14 protein-coding genes and 2 pseudogenes are annotated in these 16,997 nt (G+C 73.8%); 10 read left to right on the forward strand and 6 right to left on the reverse strand.

The genetic code is table 11. The annotated features are described in order from the left end of the window. Positions 1 to 5: 5 nt before the first annotated feature. Positions 6 to 800 (reverse strand): enoyl-CoA hydratase-related protein, encoded by a 795-nt coding sequence (locus BM385_RS15700; RefSeq protein WP_093843632.1) that lies wholly within the window; start codon positions 798 to 800, stop codon positions 6 to 8. A gap of 201 nt (positions 801 to 1,001) precedes the next feature. Between BM385_RS15700 and BM385_RS15705 the strand changes: the two genes are divergently transcribed. Continuing rightward, positions 1,002 to 1,169 (forward strand): DUF3117 domain-containing protein, encoded by a 168-nt coding sequence (locus BM385_RS15705; protein WP_019434894.1) that lies wholly within the window; start codon positions 1,002 to 1,004, stop codon positions 1,167 to 1,169. A 189-nt stretch (positions 1,170 to 1,358) separates the two neighbouring features. Here the strand turns inward: BM385_RS15705 and BM385_RS15710 are convergent, their stop codons facing one another. Continuing rightward, positions 1,359 to 2,135, reverse strand: a complete 777-nt coding sequence (locus tag BM385_RS15710) for an O-methyltransferase (protein WP_078576253.1) — start codon at positions 2,133 to 2,135, stop codon at positions 1,359 to 1,361. 34 nt (positions 2,136 to 2,169) lie between these two features. Here BM385_RS15710 and sigE point away from each other — a divergent pair, with 34 nt between their 5' ends. The 5 genes and pseudogenes from sigE (at position 2,170) to BM385_RS15735 (ending at position 7,737) form a co-directional block, all read left to right on the forward strand. After that, the gene (sigE, locus tag BM385_RS15715; RefSeq protein ID WP_093843414.1) at positions 2,170 to 2,949 is read left to right on the forward strand and encodes an RNA polymerase sigma factor SigE; all 780 of its coding nucleotides are present in this window, start codon (positions 2,170 to 2,172) and stop codon (positions 2,947 to 2,949) included. Next, positions 2,946 to 3,782, forward strand: a complete 837-nt coding sequence (locus BM385_RS27835) for an anti-sigma factor family protein (RefSeq protein ID WP_019434897.1) — start codon at positions 2,946 to 2,948, stop codon at positions 3,780 to 3,782. Before sigE ends, BM385_RS27835 begins: the two co-directional genes overlap by 4 nt. Before the next feature lie 1,099 nt (positions 3,783 to 4,881). Then, a pseudogene (locus BM385_RS15725) lies at positions 4,882 to 6,297 on the forward strand (S1C family serine protease); the annotation flags it as partial. Positions 6,298 to 6,402: 105 nt separating this feature from the next. Continuing rightward, positions 6,403 to 6,909: a sec-independent translocase gene (locus tag BM385_RS15730; protein WP_019434899.1), complete on the forward strand. Its 507-nt coding sequence runs from the start codon at positions 6,403 to 6,405 to the stop codon at positions 6,907 to 6,909. A gap of 138 nt (positions 6,910 to 7,047) precedes the next feature. After that, positions 7,048 to 7,737 (forward strand): hypothetical protein, encoded by a 690-nt coding sequence (locus BM385_RS15735; RefSeq protein ID WP_019434900.1) that lies wholly within the window; start codon positions 7,048 to 7,050, stop codon positions 7,735 to 7,737. A 62-nt stretch (positions 7,738 to 7,799) separates the two neighbouring features. Here BM385_RS15735 and BM385_RS15740 read toward each other — a convergent pair whose 3' ends face one another. Next, positions 7,800 to 8,951, reverse strand: coding sequence for an Mrp/NBP35 family ATP-binding protein (locus tag BM385_RS15740; protein WP_051131178.1), 1,152 nt, complete (start codon positions 8,949 to 8,951; stop codon positions 7,800 to 7,802). A 157-nt stretch (positions 8,952 to 9,108) separates the two neighbouring features. Here BM385_RS15740 and BM385_RS15745 point away from each other — a divergent pair, with 157 nt between their 5' ends. Together BM385_RS15745 and BM385_RS15750 are read left to right on the forward strand one after the other, a co-directional pair. After that, the gene (locus tag BM385_RS15745) at positions 9,109 to 9,843 is read left to right on the forward strand and encodes a hypothetical protein (RefSeq protein WP_019434902.1); all 735 of its coding nucleotides are present in this window, start codon (positions 9,109 to 9,111) and stop codon (positions 9,841 to 9,843) included. A gap of 32 nt (positions 9,844 to 9,875) precedes the next feature. Further along, positions 9,876 to 10,421 carry a hypothetical protein gene (locus BM385_RS15750; RefSeq protein WP_093843415.1) on the forward strand — a complete coding sequence of 182 codons (546 nt, stop codon included), beginning with the start codon at positions 9,876 to 9,878 and terminating at the stop codon, positions 10,419 to 10,421. Positions 10,422 to 10,542: 121 nt separating this feature from the next. Here the strand turns inward: BM385_RS15750 and BM385_RS15755 are convergent, their stop codons facing one another. After that, positions 10,543 to 11,289: a ferritin-like fold-containing protein gene (locus tag BM385_RS15755; protein WP_026047616.1), complete on the reverse strand. Its 747-nt coding sequence runs from the start codon at positions 11,287 to 11,289 to the stop codon at positions 10,543 to 10,545. 314 nt (positions 11,290 to 11,603) lie between these two features. Between BM385_RS15755 and BM385_RS15760 the strand changes: the two are divergent. Further along, a pseudogene (locus BM385_RS15760) lies at positions 11,604 to 13,211 on the forward strand (DEAD/DEAH box helicase); the annotation flags it as partial. A 26-nt stretch (positions 13,212 to 13,237) separates the two neighbouring features. Here BM385_RS15760 and BM385_RS15765 read toward each other — a convergent pair. Then, entirely contained in the window at positions 13,238 to 15,040 is a 1,803-nt protein-coding gene (locus BM385_RS15765; protein ID WP_093843417.1) for a bifunctional metallophosphatase/5'-nucleotidase, read from the reverse strand. Positions 15,041 to 15,217: 177 nt separating this feature from the next. Here BM385_RS15765 and BM385_RS15770 point away from each other — a divergent pair, with 177 nt between their 5' ends. Then, complete coding sequence (locus BM385_RS15770; RefSeq protein WP_026047617.1) at positions 15,218 to 16,156, forward strand: alpha/beta fold hydrolase; 939 nt, start codon at positions 15,218 to 15,220, stop codon at positions 16,154 to 16,156. Here BM385_RS15770 and BM385_RS15775 read toward each other — a convergent pair. Then, the gene (locus tag BM385_RS15775) at positions 16,146 to 16,988 is read right to left on the reverse strand and encodes a PHP domain-containing protein (RefSeq protein WP_019434908.1); all 843 of its coding nucleotides are present in this window, start codon (positions 16,986 to 16,988) and stop codon (positions 16,146 to 16,148) included. The genes BM385_RS15770 and BM385_RS15775 overlap by 11 nt on opposite strands. Between the last annotated feature and the right edge of the window lie 9 nt (positions 16,989 to 16,997).

The following is a 16,997-nucleotide window of genomic DNA, read 5'->3' on the forward strand; positions in this document are numbered from 1 at the left end:
GCCCGTCAGTTCCCTCGGAAGCGGGGCCGCTCCTTGGCGACGAAGGCGGTCACGGCGGCCCGGTGGTCGGCCGACGCGCCGGCGCGCTGCTGCAACTCGGCCTCGTGCGCCAGCGACTCCGGCAGGGTGTGGGTGGCGCCGTAGGCCAGCGCGTCCTTGATCGCGGCATAGGCCAGGGTCGGGCCCTCGGCCAGCCGGCGGCCCAGTTCCTGGGCGGCGGAGGCAAGTTCGTCGTCCGGGACGACGCGCTGGGCGATGCCGAGGCGCAGCGCCTCGGCGGCGTCCACGGAGCGCGGGAACAGCAGCAGATCGGCCGCCGTACCGGGGCCGACCACCCGGGGCAGGGTCCAGGAGAGACCCGAATCCGCGCCGAGACCGACCTGCGCGAACGAGGTGTGGAACGACGCGCTCTCCGCGACGAGGCGGTAGTCGGCGGCCAGGGCGAAGCCGAATCCGGCACCGGCCGCCGCGCCGTTCACCGCGGCCAGGACCGGCTTGCGCATTTCCGTGATGGCTTCGGTGATGGGGTTGTAATGCTCGACGACGGTATTCATGGAAGGCGTGTCGGGGGTGGTGTTCCGGAGGATCCCGATGTGTTCCTTCAGGTCCTGCCCCACGCAGAATGCGCGCCCGCTGCCGGTGAGCAGAACGGCCCGTACCGCGCTTTCCGTGGCGGCGGTGCGCAGGGCGTCGCGGAGCGCTTCCTTGGTGCGGACATCCAGGGCATTCATCGCCTCCGGGCGATTCAGCGTAATGGTCGCGAGACTCTCGGTGACGTGGTAGAGCACAGTGTCGGCCATGAGGGACAGCATAGGGAGGCGATCCCCCACCGGGACTGGTGAATTGGGGGGATATGGGAGCATGCGTTGCCGAAGGGAGATCCCCCGCTGTTGGTCAGAGGGTCACTCGATGCGGGATAATGGCCGAGAAGCAATGTGTTCGATGCCGGTGACGCTCGGGTTGTCGGCTGCGATGTAGCGGTTTCAGGAAGGGGAACGAGCATGGCGGCCATGAAGCCGCGGACGGGCGATGGCCCGCTCGAGGTGACCAAGGAGGGGCGGGGCATCATCATGCGCGTCCCGCTCGAAGGCGGCGGCCGGCTCGTTGTCGAGCTGACCCCGGACGAAGCGGTCGCTCTCGATGAGGAGCTGAAGAAGGTGACCGGCTGAGCCGGCGAGCACCAGTGCTGTGAACCCTTGGCGCTGCCCCGGTCCGTCCAGGACCGGGGCAGCGCCGTTCCGGCGTGCGGGGGCCGTTCCGGCGGCGCGGGCGTACGGGGCCGGCGGGGGACTGCGGCCGGCGCGGGCCGGACGGGGCCCGGGATGGGCCGGACGGGGCCCGGCCCGCCGCGGGCCGGGTCAGCGGCGGGCGGCGCACAGCAGGCCGTCACCGGCCGGCAGCAGCGCCGGCATGAGCGCGTCGCTCTCGCGCACCGCGCGCAGCAGCTCGCGGAGCTTGAGCACCTCGGTCGGCTGCGGCCCGGAGTCGACGGTGCGCCCGCCCGCGAAGACCCCGGCGAACACCACCAGCCCGCCGGGACGCAGCAGCCGCAACGATTCTGCCAGGTAGGCGAGGTATTCGAGCCGGTCGGCGTCGCAGAACACCAGGTCGTAGCCGCCGTCGGTGAGCCGCGGCAGCACGTCCAGGGCGTGGCCCGGGATGAAACGCGCCCGGTTGGCGGCGAAGCCGGCGGCGCGGAAGGCCTGGCGGGCGAACTGGAGGCGCTCCGGCTCGATGTCCACGGTGGTCAGCACACCGTCGGGCCGCATCCCCTGGAGCAGGTGGATGCCGGAGACGCCGGTGCCGGTGCCGATCTCCACGACCGCCCGCGCCCCGCAGGCGGCGGTCAGCAGCCGCAGGGTGTCACCCGCGCCCGGGGAGACGGGCCGGACCCCGCCCTCGACCGACCGGTCCCGCGCCCAGCGCAGAGCGGCCCCCTCGGGGCTCTCGGCGTCCGGAGACCCGTACGCCTCAGCGAACGCCCAGCTCGTCAGCCGGTTGCCGGTAATGGCCTTCTCCTGTCCCCGTCTTTCGCGCGCTTTGACTGTAGCGACTCCGGGCGGGAACCGGATCGGCGGTCCGGACGTTCGATCTCTTGCCGGGGTTCGGCGGACGTGCGGCCGAAAGCCGGTCATAAATGCTTATCCGGAGTTAACGGGCGAGGTGGCTATGGTAGGCACTCCACTGGACACCACCAGAGCCGACAGGGGAGGTGCGGCCACGTCTGAGGGCAGGGGAGTGTTCCAACGCTTCCGGCGCTCTTCCGGCGGGCCGAATTCTGTGACTGACATCGTTGACGGAGCCCACACCGACACCGGATCCGCTGACGGCGCCCCCGCCGCCACCGCGACCTTCAGTGCGGGGCCCGACGGCCAGGCCTGGGCACCGCCCAGCTGGGACGAGATCGTCAGCACCCACAGCGCCCGTGTCTACCGGCTCGCCTACCGGCTCACCGGCAACCAGCACGACGCGGAGGACCTCACCCAGGAGGTCTTCGTACGGGTCTTCCGCTCCCTCTCCACGTACACCCCGGGGACGTTCGAGGGCTGGCTGCACCGGATCACCACCAACCTCTTCCTGGACATGGTCCGCCGCAAGCAGCGCATCCGCTTCGACGCGCTCGGCGACGACGCGGCCGACCGGCTGCCCAGCCGCGAGCCCACCCCGCAGCAGCACTTCCACGACACCCACTTCGACGCGGACGTCCAGCAGGCGCTGGACACCCTCGCGCCGGACTTCCGGGCGGCGGTCGTGCTCTGCGACATCGAGGGGCTGAGCTACGAGGAGATCGCCATCACCCTGGGCGTCAAGCTCGGCACGGTGCGCAGCCGCATCCACCGGGGCCGCTCCCATCTGCGCAAGGCGCTCAAGCACCGCTCGCCGCGCGGCCGGGCCGTGCCCGCCGCCGAGCCCGAACCCGCGCTGCTCGCCGGAGGTGGAGCGGAGTGAGTGTCGCCCCGGAACAGGGTGCGGGCCAGGCCGATCGGCACCTCGGGGAGAGCCTGGCGGCCCTGATCGACGGTGAACTGTCCCACGACAGCCGGGACCGGGTGCTGGCGCACCTGGCCACCTGCGCCGACTGCAAGGCGGAGGCGGACGCGCAGCGGCGGCTGAAGAGCGTGTTCGCGGAGAGCCCGCTGCCCACCCTCTCCTCGGGGCTGCTCGCGCGGCTCCAGGACCTGCCCGCGGCGGGCGGCGCTCCGCCCGGGCCACCGAGCGCGCCGACAGCGCCGCGGCCCGGGCCCTTCGGCCTGGGCCGCGGCTCCGCGCTGCCCGGCGGCGCCGAGCGCGAGTCCCTGCTGAGCAGGTCGGGGCTCGGCCCCGACCGCGGCTTCCGGATACACCGGATACAGGAGCCGGCCCGGCCGTCCCGGGAGAGCCGTCCTGGCCACCGCTTCGCCTTCGCGGCGGCCGGCGCGGTCTCCGTCGCGGCCTTCGCCATCGCGGGCGCGGTCAGCACCGCCGGCCTCGGCACCCCGCCCACGGCCGGTTCCCCCGGCCCGGCCAACCCGGCCGCGGCCGGCAGCACCGCCGCCTCCATGGCCGGCAACCGCACGACGGGCCGCGTCGAGGAAACGGCGACCGACCCGGCGGCGGAGACCCCCGGCCTCCGGCCGGTGGGCGCCATGGGCCAGGGCTTTTCGGGTGCGCTGGGCCCGGTGGCGCTGAGCGGCCAGCAGTACCCGCTGCCCCTGTGGAACACCGAACCGATCATCTGGCCCCTCACCGCCTCCCCAGGACCTTCACCGACCACGGCCCTCGGAGCAGTGAGCCCGCGCTGAATCCGCCGGGCGGACCTGGTTGAATCCAATGCCGGAAGACGCCCGTGCGGACACGATGGGGACTGCGATGAACACAGGGCAGGGCAGCACGTCGTGGGGCCCGGAAGAAGACGAACCGGGCCAGGACCCCTACGGCACCCCGCCCTACGGCCAGCCGGGCCCCTGGGCCCCGGCCCCGCCGGTCCAGCACCCCACGCACACCCCACCCACCGGCACGGCGACGCCTACGGCGGGTCCGGGGACGGGCCAGGGCGCGGGACCGGTCCCGTCTGCGGGTGGGACGTACGCGGCGGGGGCGGCGAGCGGTCAGACGCCTGCGGGTGGGACGTACACGCCGGGGGCGGGAGCGCCGGTGGGGCCGGTGACGGCCGGGCAGCCGCCCGCAGCGGGTCCCCCCGTACCGGCGGTGCCGGAAGCCCCGGCCCGGCGGCCGGCGACCGATACGCCAGGACACGGCATCGGTACCTCACACATGTCGGCGCCGACGCCTGCGGCCGGCGCGGACGGCCGGCTTCCCTCCGGCGGGACACCTGGCCACGGCTCCGACGCTGCTGCGGCAGCGGGTCCGGCGAGTCCGGAAGCGCCCACCGGCGCGCACCTCCCTCCGGGTGGCCCGCAGTCGTCTGCGGTGAGCCCGGCGACGGGGCGGGGCGCGGGTCCGCTCCCGGCTGCCACGGATGGTGGCTCTCCCGACGAGCGGTCGGCGAGAGCCGGAAGCACTGACGACCGAGGCGATGGCACGACATCCGGCGCCGGGTCCGGGGCGCCGATCGATCTCGCGAAGCCGGGAACGGCGGCGGACGCGGCCTCCCGCCGCTCCGCCGACAGGGGCACTTCAGGGGGCGGGACGGCCGGGCGTACGTCGCCCGGTGACCCGGGCGCTCCCGGGACCGATCGGACCACACCCACACCCACACCCACACCCACACCCACACCCACACCAGAAGCGGGTGCGGCCTCCGGCCCCGGTGAGGCTGCCGGTGCCGGTGCTGCCGGCCGTCCGGAGTCGGACGGCTCGGCGGGTGCGGCACTCGGCCGTTCCGCCGGTAGTGCGACACCGGCGGCCGGGACGGCCGGGCCGTCGTCGTCTGCGGGTGCGCCGACGCCCGCCGGGGGGACCGCGGCCGGGTCGGTGCCGGACGGGCAGCGGCAGGGTGAGGTCCCCGCGCAGCCCGGCGTGGCCCGCCCCGCCGCCGGTGGGGGGCCGACGCCTCCGCCGCCCGCGCATGCGCCGGGGGCCGGACATCCCGGCGTGCCCGGGAACCCGCCGCCGGGTGGGACGCCCGCCGTGGGTACTCCGCCGGCCGGGCCGCCGGGGGACGGGCTGCGCAGGTACGACCCGTGGGGCGCCGTGGTGCCGCCCCTCGACGAGCCGGCCCCCGCGACGGACGGGGCCGGGCGGCCCCGGCGCGGCGTGCTCATCGCCGGTGCCGTCGCCATCGCGCTCGCCGCCGGGCTCATCGGCGGCGGGGTCGGGGTGTATCTGGAGCGCGAGGGACAGTTCAGCGAGGTGCGGCTGCCGCAGGCGGCCGGTTCCGAGCGGGCGGCGGCCGAGCCCGGCAGCATCGCCGGGATCGCCGAGGCCGCTCTCCCGGGCGTGGTCACCCTGCACGTCCGGGGCGGCGGCTCGGCCGGGACCGGGACCGGGTTCGTCATCGACGACCGGGGCCACATCCTCACCAACGCCCATGTCGTCCGCCCTGCGGTCGGCACCAGCGGCTCGATACAGGTCACCTTCAACAGCGGTGACACCGCCAGTGCCGAGATCGTGGGCCAGGACGCCGGCTACGACCTGGCCGTCGTCAAGGTCACCGGCGTCTCCGGGCTCACCCCGCTGCCGCTCGGCGATTCCGACAGCGTCCGGGTCGGCGACCCCGTCGTCGCGATCGGCGCGCCTTTCGACCTGGCGGGCACCGTCACCTCCGGCATCATCAGCGCCGTCAACCGGCCGATCACCGCCGGCGGTGAGGAGTCGGACGGCTCGGACATCTCCTATGTGAACGCCCTCCAGACCGACGCCCCCATCAACCCCGGCAACTCCGGCGGCCCGCTGGTGGATCTCGACGGCCGGGTGATCGGCATCAACAGCGCCATCAGGGCGCCCGAGTCCGGCGGGGCCGAGGGAGGCCAGGCGGGCAGCGTCGGGCTCGGGTTCGCCATACCGATCAACCAGGGCAAGGACATCGCCGAGCAGCTCATCAACACCGGACGCGCCACCCATCCCGTCATCGGGGTGACGCTCGACCTCAGCTACCGGGGCACCGGCGCCCGCATCGGCACCGCGGCCGGCAACGACAGCGGCACCGCCGTCGAACCGGGCGGCCCCGGGGATCTCGCCGGGCTGCGCGAGGGCGACGTCATCACCGCCGTCAACGGCGAGCGGGTCCGCAGTGGCGACGAACTGATCGTCAGGATCCGCAGCCACCGCCCCGGCGACGCGCTGGTGCTCTCCGTGCAGCGCGACGGCGAGGATCTGGAGGTCCCGGTCACTCTGGGTGAGGCATCGGGGGGCTGAGTGTGATCTGGCCCGCTGTTTACCGTCCGATGGCGCCCCGCGCCTCCCGCCCCGGCCGCGCGGCCGGTACCGTGGCTTCGTCCAGACGCGTGAGGGAGCGGCCAGGTGTTCTTTGATATCGGGTCACTGGAATTCCTGGTGATCATCGTGCTGGCGATTCTGGTCTTCGGGCCGGAGAAGCTGCCGAAGATGATCCAGGACGCCGCCCGGATGATCCGCAAGCTCCGGGATTTCTCCGACAGCGCCAAGAACGACATCCGCTCCGAGCTGGGCCCCGAATTCAAGGATTTCGAGTTCGAGGACCTCAACCCCAAGCGGTTCGCGCAGAAGCACCTGCTCGACAAGAACGATTCCTACGGCCTGCGGGAACTGCGGGACAACCTGGACGTCCGCAAGGAACTGAGCGAGCTGGATGTCCGCAAGGAACTGACCGAGGTCACCGACTCCGTGAACGGCCGGCCCCCCCGCCGTCCCGCCCCGGGCAAGGTGGAACTGGCCAAGACCGGCGGCACCCCGGTGGACCTCGGCAAGCCCGGCGACCCGGCGCGCACCACCCCGGCGGGCGCCGCGGGGGACGACGCGCCCCCGCCGTTCGACGCCGACGCCACCTGACCGGGTGGATTCACCCCGCTTGTAGGTCATATGGGCCCACCGGTCCATCGACCCTGCCCACCTGCCAGGACGCTGATGGCTATCCTCCCTATGTCCGGGGTGTGCCCAGGACGAGGGCAATGAGGAGGCGTCGCGCAGATGGAGACGACGAGTCGGGCAGAACCGCAGGACGCCACGGGCGACCCGGGGCCGTCCGGGTCCGGGGGGCAGGACGCGCCCCAGGCGGTCCCCGGGGCGCGCCGCGCGGCGGTGGACGGGTTTCTGCTGGCCGGGTTCCCCTGGTACGGGCTCGATGAGGCGTTCACCGGCCAGCGCTGGCTGATGCAGGTGGGCACCGCCACCGATGGCACCGTCGAACACGGCTCCACCGGGCACGGCGACGAGCCGTCCCTGCTCACCGAGCTGGGGCAGGAGGAGCAGCGCTTCACGGTGGTGGTGACGGTCGCGTCCCGCCCGGTGCGGCGCAGCCCGGACGGTACGGGGGTGCTGGAGGCGACGTCCGTGACCTCGGCGGCCTGGCTGGCCGGGGCGGGGCTGCTGGCCGGCACCTGGCCGGCCCAGATGGAACGGGCGCTGCGCCAGGACTGGCTGGACCAGCAGACGGCGATCGCCTGGGAGCTGGCGAACGACCTGGACGGCGGCGCCTGGTCGATCCTCCAGCTGCCCGTGGACGGGGTGCAGACCGATTTCCACTACCGGGAGTCGGAGTACGGCTGGGTGCTGGCCGCCGCCGCCCGGGACGGCGTGCACATCGGCGCGTACGGGCGGGGGATGAGCGCGTACGGCCTCGGGTTCTCGGTGATCAAGGACCTGGAGAGCTACACCTAGACCGGTGGGTGTGCCGTGCTCCCGAGGGTGGGGATCGCCCACCCTCGGAGACCGCACGGACCTCAGAACTTGTTGCGCGGGGTGATCCCCAGGGACAGGCCGGAGAGCCCGCGCTGCCGGCCGCCGAGGGCGTCGGCGATCGTGCGCAGCGCCGTTCCGGCCGGGGAGTCCGGGTCGCTCAGCACCACGGGCTTGCCCTCGTCGCCGCCCTCGCGCAGCCGGACGTCGATGGGGATGGTGCCCAGGACCGGCACCTCGGCGCCGGTGGTACGGGTCAGCCCGTCCGCGACCCGCTGCCCGCCGCCGCTGCCGAAGACGTCCACCATCTCGTCGCAGTGCGGGCAGGGCAGCCCCGACATGTTCTCGACGACGCCGACGATCTTCTGGTGGGTCTGGACGGCGATCGACCCGGCGCGTTCGGCGACCTCGGCGGCGGCCTGCTGCGGGGTGGTGACCACCAGGATCTCGGCGTTGGGGACCAGCTGCGCCACGGAGATCGCGATGTCGCCGGTGCCGGGCGGCAGGTCGAGCAGGAGCACGTCGAGGTCGCCCCAGTACACGTCCGCGAGGAACTGCTGGAGCGCGCGGTGCAGCATCGGGCCGCGCCACACCACCGGCGCGTTGCCCGGCGTGAACATCCCGATGGAGATCACCTTCACGCCGTGCGCCGACGGCGGCATGATCATGTTCTCGACCTGGGTGGGCGTGCCGTCGGTGCCCAGCATGCGCGGGACCGAGTGCCCGTAGATGTCGGCGTCCACGACGCCCACCTTCTGGCCGCGCGCCGCGAGCGCCGCCGCCAGGTTCACCGTCACCGAGGACTTGCCGACCCCGCCCTTGCCGGAGGCCACGCAGTAGACGCGGGTGAGCGAACCGGGCTGGGCGAACGGCACCTCCCGCTCCGCCTGGCCGCCGCGCAGCGTGGTCGCCAGCTCCTTGCGCTGGGCGTCGCTCATCACATCCAGCTCGACCCGTACCCCGCTCACCCCGGGTACGGCGCGCACCGCCGCCGTCACCTCGGAGTGGATCGTGTCCCGCATGGGGCAGCCCTGGACCGTCAGGTAGATGCCGACCGCGACCGAGCCGTCCGGGGCGATCTCCACGGATTTGACCATGCCCAGATCCGTGATCGGCCGGTGGATCTCCGGATCGTTCACCGTGGCGAGCGCGGCCCGAACGGCGCTGTCCGTGGGCTGGGGGGTGTCGGTAGCCATGCCACCGATGGTACGGCGGCCCGGGCGTCCAAGGGCCACTGCCTTGAGGGGTGATGGGCGGGTGCGGGTACGCTGCGCCTCAACTCTCCGACCCCTTCGAGGAAAGGCAGCCGACGTGAGGGCAGCGGTCCCCGGATGGCCCAGGTATCGCAGGGCTGTGCTGGCGTTCGTCTGCGCGCTGGCGAGTGTGACGCTCACCGCGTGCGGCGGCGGCGAGGAGGACCCCGACGAGGGCACCAACGGGCTGGCGAAGCTGACCGCCGAGGAGATCGAGCAGGAGGTGCGCGGCGCCGTGGAGGGAGCCACCGCCGTGCGGCTCTCCGGCACGGTGATCACCGAGGGCACGACGTACCGGCTGGACATGCGGATCGGCGAGGGGGGCGGGGTGGGGGAGGTGTCCACCGAGGGCACCACCTTCGAGCTGCTGCGGGTCGGCGAGGACCTGTTCATCAAGGCCGACGCCGGGTTCTGGCAGTCGCAGGACGACCCGGAGGACGAGGACGGGGAGGAGAGCGCGGACCCCGATCCCGCGCACAAGCTGGACGGGAAGTATGTGCGGGTGGCGCCCGAGGACCCGGCGTACGGGCAGCTGAGCGGGTTCACCGACCGGAACGTGCTGCTGGACGGGCTGCTGGCGCTGGAGGGCGAGCGGGCGATCGGCGAGCGCGGTGAGCTGGGCGGGGTGCAGACGATCCGCCTGGAGGCGGGTGAGGGCGCCGGCGGGGCGATGGAGATCTCGCTGATCGGGACGCCGTACCCGCTGCGGTTCGAGCGGGGCGGGGCGGCGGGTGAGCTGACGCTGACGGACTGGAACAAGGAGTTCACGCTGCACGCGCCGCCGGAGGAGGAGATCCTCGATTACGGCGACGAGATGGTGACCGACGAGGACTGACCGGCGGACGCGACGGACGAGGACGGACGAGCATGACCGATGAGCAGCGGGACCTGGCGCTTTTCGACCGGGCCCTGATCGAAGAGAGTGCGAAGAAGTCCGCCCTGGTGTGGGTCCGGGGCCCGCAGGGCCCGGCCCGCGCGCTGTGGCACGTCTGGCACGAGGGCGCGGTGTGCCTGGTCGGCGGGGACGGGCGCGGCGAGCAGCCGCTGGACGGGCTCGGGCTGACGGACGGCGGTACGGCGACGGTGACCTGCCGCAGCAAGGACAAGGGCGGCCGGCTGGTGGTCTGGCCGGCCCGGGTGACCGAGCCGGCGCCGGGGAGCGAGCTGTGGCGGGCGACCGCCGGGGAACTCAAGGGCAAGCGGCTGAACGCGCCCGACCAGGAGGCGCTGCTGGAACGCTGGGAGCGCGAGTGCCGCGTGCTGCGGCTGGAGCCGGCCGGCCCGGCCGGGCAGCGGCCCGGCACCATGCCGCAGACCAGCGGCGCGGCGGCACCGCTGCCGACCCCGGCGGCGACGCGGGTGGCCGCCCCGACCGGCCTCCCGGTCCGGCGCGGCCGGCGCGCCAGGTCCTAGGGGCGCCCTCCCTCGCGGGAGCGCCGTCCGCCCGGGGCGGGCGCCGGGTGCCGGGCGCCGGTCCAAGCCGTGCGCGGGCGCCCCGGCGCCGGGCCCCGGCCGCCCGCGCGGGCCGCGGGTGCTACGCCGAGAGGCCCAGGGCCGCCATCCGCTTGGTGTGGGCCTCGGTGATCCGGGAGAACATCCGGCCGATCTCCGCCAGGTCGAAGCCGTCGGCCACCCCGCCCACCAGCATCGTGGACAGCGCGTCCCGGTCCGCCACCACCCGCTGCGCCTGCGACAGCGCCTCGCCCATCAGCCGCCGGGCCCACAGGGCGAGCCGGCCGCCGACCCGCGGGTCGGCCTCGATCGCCGCCCGTACCTTCTCCACCGCGAACGACGCGTGCCCGGTGTCGTCCAGCACCCGCAGCACAAGACCCCGGGTGTCCGCGTCCAGACGGGAGGCGATCTCGCGGTAGAAGTCGGCGGCGATCGCGTCACCCACGTACGCCTTGACCAGGCCCTCCAGCCAGTCGGACGGCGCGGTCAGCCGGTGGAACTCGTCCAGCGGCCCGACGAACGGCTCCATCGCCGTCACCGGCTCCTCCGCGATGGACGCCAGGTGCTCGGAGACCTGCTCGAAGTGCTGGAACTCCGCCGCCGCCATCCGCGCGAGCGCGGCCTTGTCCGCCAGACCGGGCGCCAGCTTGGCGTCCTCGGCGAGCCTTTCGAAGGCCGCCAGTTCCCCGTACGCCAGTGCCCCCAGCAGGTCGATCACGGCCGCCCGGTACCGCGGGTCGGCGGAGGCCGCGGCCCAGTCCCTGTCGGGCGCGGTGGCGTCGGGAACGGCGGGGTGCTCGGGGCTCTGCGGCGTCTGCATGGACCGCACAATAGCCCCCGGCGGTCGCCCGGGAAGACCGAGCCCTGACACATATGCGCGGTTCCGGGGTACAGTGCTATAGAGGCCCGCCCGGAGGTGGTGGGGCCTTCTCATGCCGGAGTCCGATGGGCCCAGGATCAGCCCGGGTCCCTTGACCTCCGAGGATGTCCGGTCGGTTGGCCGATCGGCTCCGACCTGACCAGCCCTCCGCGTGGTGGGTGCGCCCCGCAGCCACCACGGTATGAGGGACCCGCTCGCGCGGTGCGTGCGCTTGAGCGAGACGACCGGGTCCCGCGCCCCGGACGGCCCCAAGGCGGGCCGCCATCGTACCGGCGCGGTACGGAAGACCCGCCTCGCCGCCACGTGCGCCGCGACACACAGAAGAGGCAACCACCCTGTCCGCCACCACCACATTCCGAGATCTCGGGATCCTTCCCGAGACCGCCGAGGCGCTCGAAGCCGTCGGCATCGTCACCCCCTTCCCCATTCAGGAACTCACCCTTCCCGTCGCGCTGGCCGGCACCGATGTCATCGGCCAGGCGAAGACCGGTACCGGCAAGACCCTCGGCTTCGGGCTTCCCCTCCTGGAGAACGTGACCGTCCCCGCGGACGTCGAGGCGGGCCGGGCCCGTCCCGAGGAGCTGACCGAGGCCCCGCAGGCGCTCGTGGTCGTCCCCACCCGCGAGCTGTGCCAGCAGGTGACCAACGATCTGCTCACCGCCGGCAAGGTGCGCAACGTGCGCGTCCTGTCGATCTACGGCGGCCGGGCGTACGAGCCGCAGGTCGAGGCGCTGGCGCGCGGTGTCGACGTGGTCGTCGGCACGCCGGGCCGGCTGCTCGACCTGGCCGGGCAGCGCAAGCTGCGGCTGTCGCAGATCCGCACCCTGGTGCTGGACGAGGCCGACGAGATGCTCGACCTCGGCTTCCTGCCCGACGTCGAGAAGATCATGGAGCAGCTGCCCGCCAAGCGGCAGACGATGCTGTTCTCCGCCACGATGCCGGGCCAGGTCATCGGCCTGGCGCGGCGCTACATGAGCCAGCCCACCCACATCCGGGCCACCGACCCGGACGACGCGGGTGCGACGGTGGCCAACATCACCCAGCACGTGTTCCGGGCCCACTCGATGGACAAGCCGGAGATGGTCGCCCGCATCCTCCAGGCGAACGGGCGCGGGCTCGCGATGGTGTTCTGCCGCACCAAGCGCACCGCCGCCGATGTCGCCGACCAGCTGTCGCGGCGCGGGTTCGCCTCCGGCGCGGTCCACGGCGACCTGGGGCAGGGCGCGCGCGAGCAGGCGCTGCGGGCGTTCCGCAACGGCAAGGTCGATGTGCTGGTGTGCACCGATGTCGCGGCGCGCGGCATCGATGTGGAGGGGGTCACGCATGTGATCAACTACCAGACGCCCGAGGACGAGAAGACCTATCTGCACCGCATCGGGCGCACCGGCCGGGCCGGGAACACCGGTACGGCCGTGACGCTCGTCGACTGGGACGACATCCCGCGCTGGCAGCTGATCAACAAGGCGCTGAATCTCGACTTCCACGACCCGGCCGAGACGTACTCGACCTCGCCGCACCTGTTCGAGGTGCTCGGCATCCCCGAGGGCACCAAGGGGATACTGCCGCGCGCCGAGCGGACCCGGGCGGGGCTGGCCGCCGAAGAGGTGGAGGACCTGGGCGGGCGCGAGAGCAAGCGGTCCGGCGGTGGCGGCCGGGCCAAGGCCGGTGCCGAGGAGGCGGAGCGTCCCCGGCGCACCCGCAGCCGGCAGCGGCGCCGTACCCGGGGCGGGGTGGCCGTGGCCGCCGACGCGCCGGCCGCCGCCACGGCCGCCGTGCCGGAGCAGAGCGCCGCGGAGCCGGAGGCCGCACCGGCGGACGGTGCGCCGCGTACCCCGCGCCGTCGCCGGCGCCGCCGCCGTACCACCACCAGCGGCGCCGCCGACAGCTGACGGACTGGCTAGCGGTCGAAGACGGGCTGGCCCGCACGGGTCAGCCGCCAGTCCACCGAGGCGAACCGGGCCGGATCGATCTCGCCGTTCTCCTGCACCCAGGAGATGATCGTGTTGCGGATCTCGTCCGAGTTCGCCCACACCTGCTCGGCCGTGGCGATGTGCGGGAAGTTGCCGCCGCCACTGGCCCGGTAGTTGTTGACCGCGAGCACGAACCGCGCGTCGTCCGCCACCGGCTCGCCCGCGAACCGCAGATCGGTGATCCGCGAGCCGGCCGGTTCGGCGATGTCGATGTCGTAGGTGACGCCGCTGACCGCGTCGTAGTTGTAGTCGGGGATGCCCTCGGCGTTCGTCAGCCGCGCCGGGTCGACCTCCTTCCCGGCCGGCGTCCGCACGAAGTACCGTGCCGAGAACTCCAGGTAGTCGCGCAGCTGCGCGCCGGTGATCAGCCGGGCCTCCAGGGTGTTCTCGAAGACGTACATCCCGGCCACGTCGCGGATCGTCACCTCGCCCGCCGGGATCGCCGCGCTGCGCGAGAAGCACGCCGCCTGGGAGAGCACCGGAAGGTCCGCGTACGCCCCGCCGGCCAGTGCCGCCGTCACCGTCTCCGTCTGCACGAAGTTGATGAAGTCGATGATCGGCTCGTCCTTGTACGCCGCGTCGGTGGCGGCCATCGCCTCGCTCGCGGTGCCGATGACCTGGTTGACGTAGGCGACCACCCGCTCGTGCTCGGTGCGCAGCAGCCGGGTGATGCGCGGGTCCTCGGCGACGGTGTTGGTGTTGCGCACCTCGGCGGAGACGGATTCGACCACCCACCGGCCGCGTTCCCAGGCGACGGCTATGTCGAAGACGGTGAGCCGCTTGCCCCAGAACAGCGGCTCGGACAGCACCACGTCCTTGCCGGTCTCGGCGTTGGTCACCCGGTGTTCGGCGATCTCGGTGTGCGCGTGGCCCACCAGGATGGCGTCGATGCCGGGGACCTGCTCGGCGACGAGGGCGGCGGCGTTCTCGATGTGCGGCAGCGCGTCGCCGTAGGAGGAGGTGCCGCTGGTGCCGGAGTGGGCGGAGACGATCACCACGTCGGCGCCCATCGACCGCAGCCGGGGCACGTAGTGCGCGGCTTGCCGCTCCAGGCTGGGGAAGGTCATCTTCCCCTCGACGTGGGCGCGGTCCCAGATCGCGATGCCGGGGTTGGTCAGGCCCAGGATCGCCACCTTGACGGCCCGGCCGCGCGGGGCGGGGACGGTGGCCATGTGGTACGCGGGGAAGGCGGGCCGTTCGGTGCGGGCGTCCAGGGCGTTGGCGCCCAGCAGCGGGAAGTCGCACTGCTCCTCGAACTTCCGCAGCAGCGGGATGCCGTAGTTGAACTCGTGGTTGCCGAGCGCGGCGGCGTCGTAGCCGATGGCGTTCATGGCCCGGGCCATCGGGTGCACCGGGCCGCGGCGGGCGGTGATCGGGTCGATCTTGGCGTAGTAGTACGCGAGCTGGGTGCCCTGGAGGGTGTCGCCGGCGTCGATGAGCAGGGTGTTGCGGCGCCCGCCCTTCTCGGCGCGCACCTCGTCGATGAGGGTGGACAGCTTGGCAAGACCCACGTCGTTGCCGTCCGCGTCCGCGAACTCGGCGTCGGTGAAGTAGTCCCAGTTGAAGACGTGGCCGTGCAGATCGGTGGTGCCGAGCACGGAGAAGGTGTGCCGCTTGGCCCCGTGGCCGGGCGCGGCGGCGGCGGACGGCGCCGCCGCGCCGCCGGCGAGGACCACTCCGGCGGAGGTGGCGGCGGTTGTGCCCAGGAACGTTCGGCGGTTCAGCGGCATGGATTCGGCTCCTCGGTGGGGTGGTTCGGGCACAACGGGCGTAACGCGCGTAGATTCTGGCCCAGACGACGCGCGAAGAACAGCCTCCGTCAGCCTCCGGCCGGCGGGTGCCCCCCGGGTTTCGTCCGGGTGACCGCCGGATGTCACGGCACGGAGGGCCCGGATAGGGTGACGGGTGTGAGCAGGCCGCCTTTCACACAGATGCCGCCCGGCACCCGGGCCCACCGGCTGCGCACCCGGCGCGGCGCGTTCGCCGCGCTGGATGCCGCGCCCGTGGGGGAACCGGCCGGGACCGTGCTGCTGGTGCCCGGATACACCGGCAGCAAGGAGGACTTCATCGCCCTGCTGGAGCCGCTGGCCGCGGCCGGCTACCGGGCGGTGGCGGTCGACGGGCGGGGCCAGTACGAGACACCCGGCGGGCACGGCTGGGACTCCTACCGGCTCGGCGCGCTCGCCGAGGACGTCCTCGCGCAGGCGGACGCGCTCGCGCTCGAAGGCACCCCGCTCCATCTGGCCGGCCACTCCCTCGGCGGGCTGATCGCCCGGGGCGCGGTGCTGCGGGCCGCGGAGGGCGGCGCCACACCGTTCGCCTCGCTGACCCTGATCGCCTCCGGGCCCGGCAAGGTGGTCTCCTGGCAGCGCTGGAAGACCCGCTTCCTGACCGCCGGGCTGCCCGTGCTGGGCACCACCGGCGTCTGGCGGGTCACCCACCGCACCCGGGAGGCGCTGCCGGACGCGGCCGTGCCCGACGCGTCCACCGGCACCGAGGGCGTCGTCTCCCCGCTGGGCGTGGACGGCTTCCTGCGCCGCCGCTGGCTGGCCACCACCCCCGCCCAGCTGATCGCCACCGGCCGCACCCTGCGGCACGAGCCGGACCGGGTGGAGCACCTCGCGGCCACCGGCGTGCCCGTGCACGTGGTGTCCGGGGTACGGGACGGGGTGTGGCCGATCGCCCAGCTGGACGCGATGGCGGCCCGGCTGCGGGCCCGCCGTACCGTCATCAGCGGCTCGGAGCACTCCCCGAACACCGAGCGGCCCGCCGCCACCGCGGCCGAACTCCTCGACTTCTGGCGGGCGCTGGACCGCGGGGACCCGGCGGAGGCCGTCAGCCGGTGACCGGCGCGCCGCCGGAGGCGCGGTCCACCAGCTCCTCGTAGACCTCCGGGGCGGTGGTGTGCTCGCCCAGCCGGATCGTCTTGCGCTCGCCGTGGTAGTCGCTGGAGCCGGTGGGCAGCAGCCGCAGGTCCCCGGCCAGGGCGCGCAGCGCGGCGCGGGTGGCCGGGTCGTGGTCCATGTGGTCCACCTCGATGCCGTCCAGGCCGGCCGCCGCCAGCTCGGCGATCGCCGGCAGCGGTACCACCGCGCCCCGGTGCGCCGCCGCCGGATGCGCGAACACCGACACCCCGCCCGCGGCCTTGATCAGCCGGATCGCGGTGAACACGTCCAGCTCGTGCTTGCCGACGTGCGCCCGCCCGTCGTCCCCGATCCACTCCGGCGCGAAGGCGTCCGAGACGCTGCCGATCACCCCGGCCTCCACCATCGCCGCCGCGATGTGCGGCCGGCCCACCACGCCCTGCGCCAGCTCGCGCACCCGCTCCCAGGTGATGTCCACGCCCAGCTCGCGCAGCCGGGCCACCATCGCCTGGGCGCGCGGCACCCGGTCGTCGCGCACCAGCTGCCGCTCGCGGGCCAGTTCCGGCTCGTCGGGGTCGTACAGGTAGCCGAGCAGATGCAGGCCGATGCCGTCCATCCGGCAGGAGAACTCGGTGCCGGTGACCAGGGTCAGCCCGCGCGGCAGCGCGGCCAGCGCCTCGGCGTGGCCGGCGACCGTGTCGTGGTCGGTGAGCGCCACCACGTCCAGGCCGGCGCCGGCGGCGGCGCGCATCAGCGCGGCGGGTGAGTCCGTACCGTCGGACGCGGTGGAGTGCGTGTGCAGGTCGATGAGCACCCGCCCAGC

Source organism: Streptomyces harbinensis (genome assembly GCF_900116145.1).
Lineage (GTDB): Bacteria > Actinomycetota > Actinomycetes > Streptomycetales > Streptomycetaceae > Streptomyces > Streptomyces carpaticus.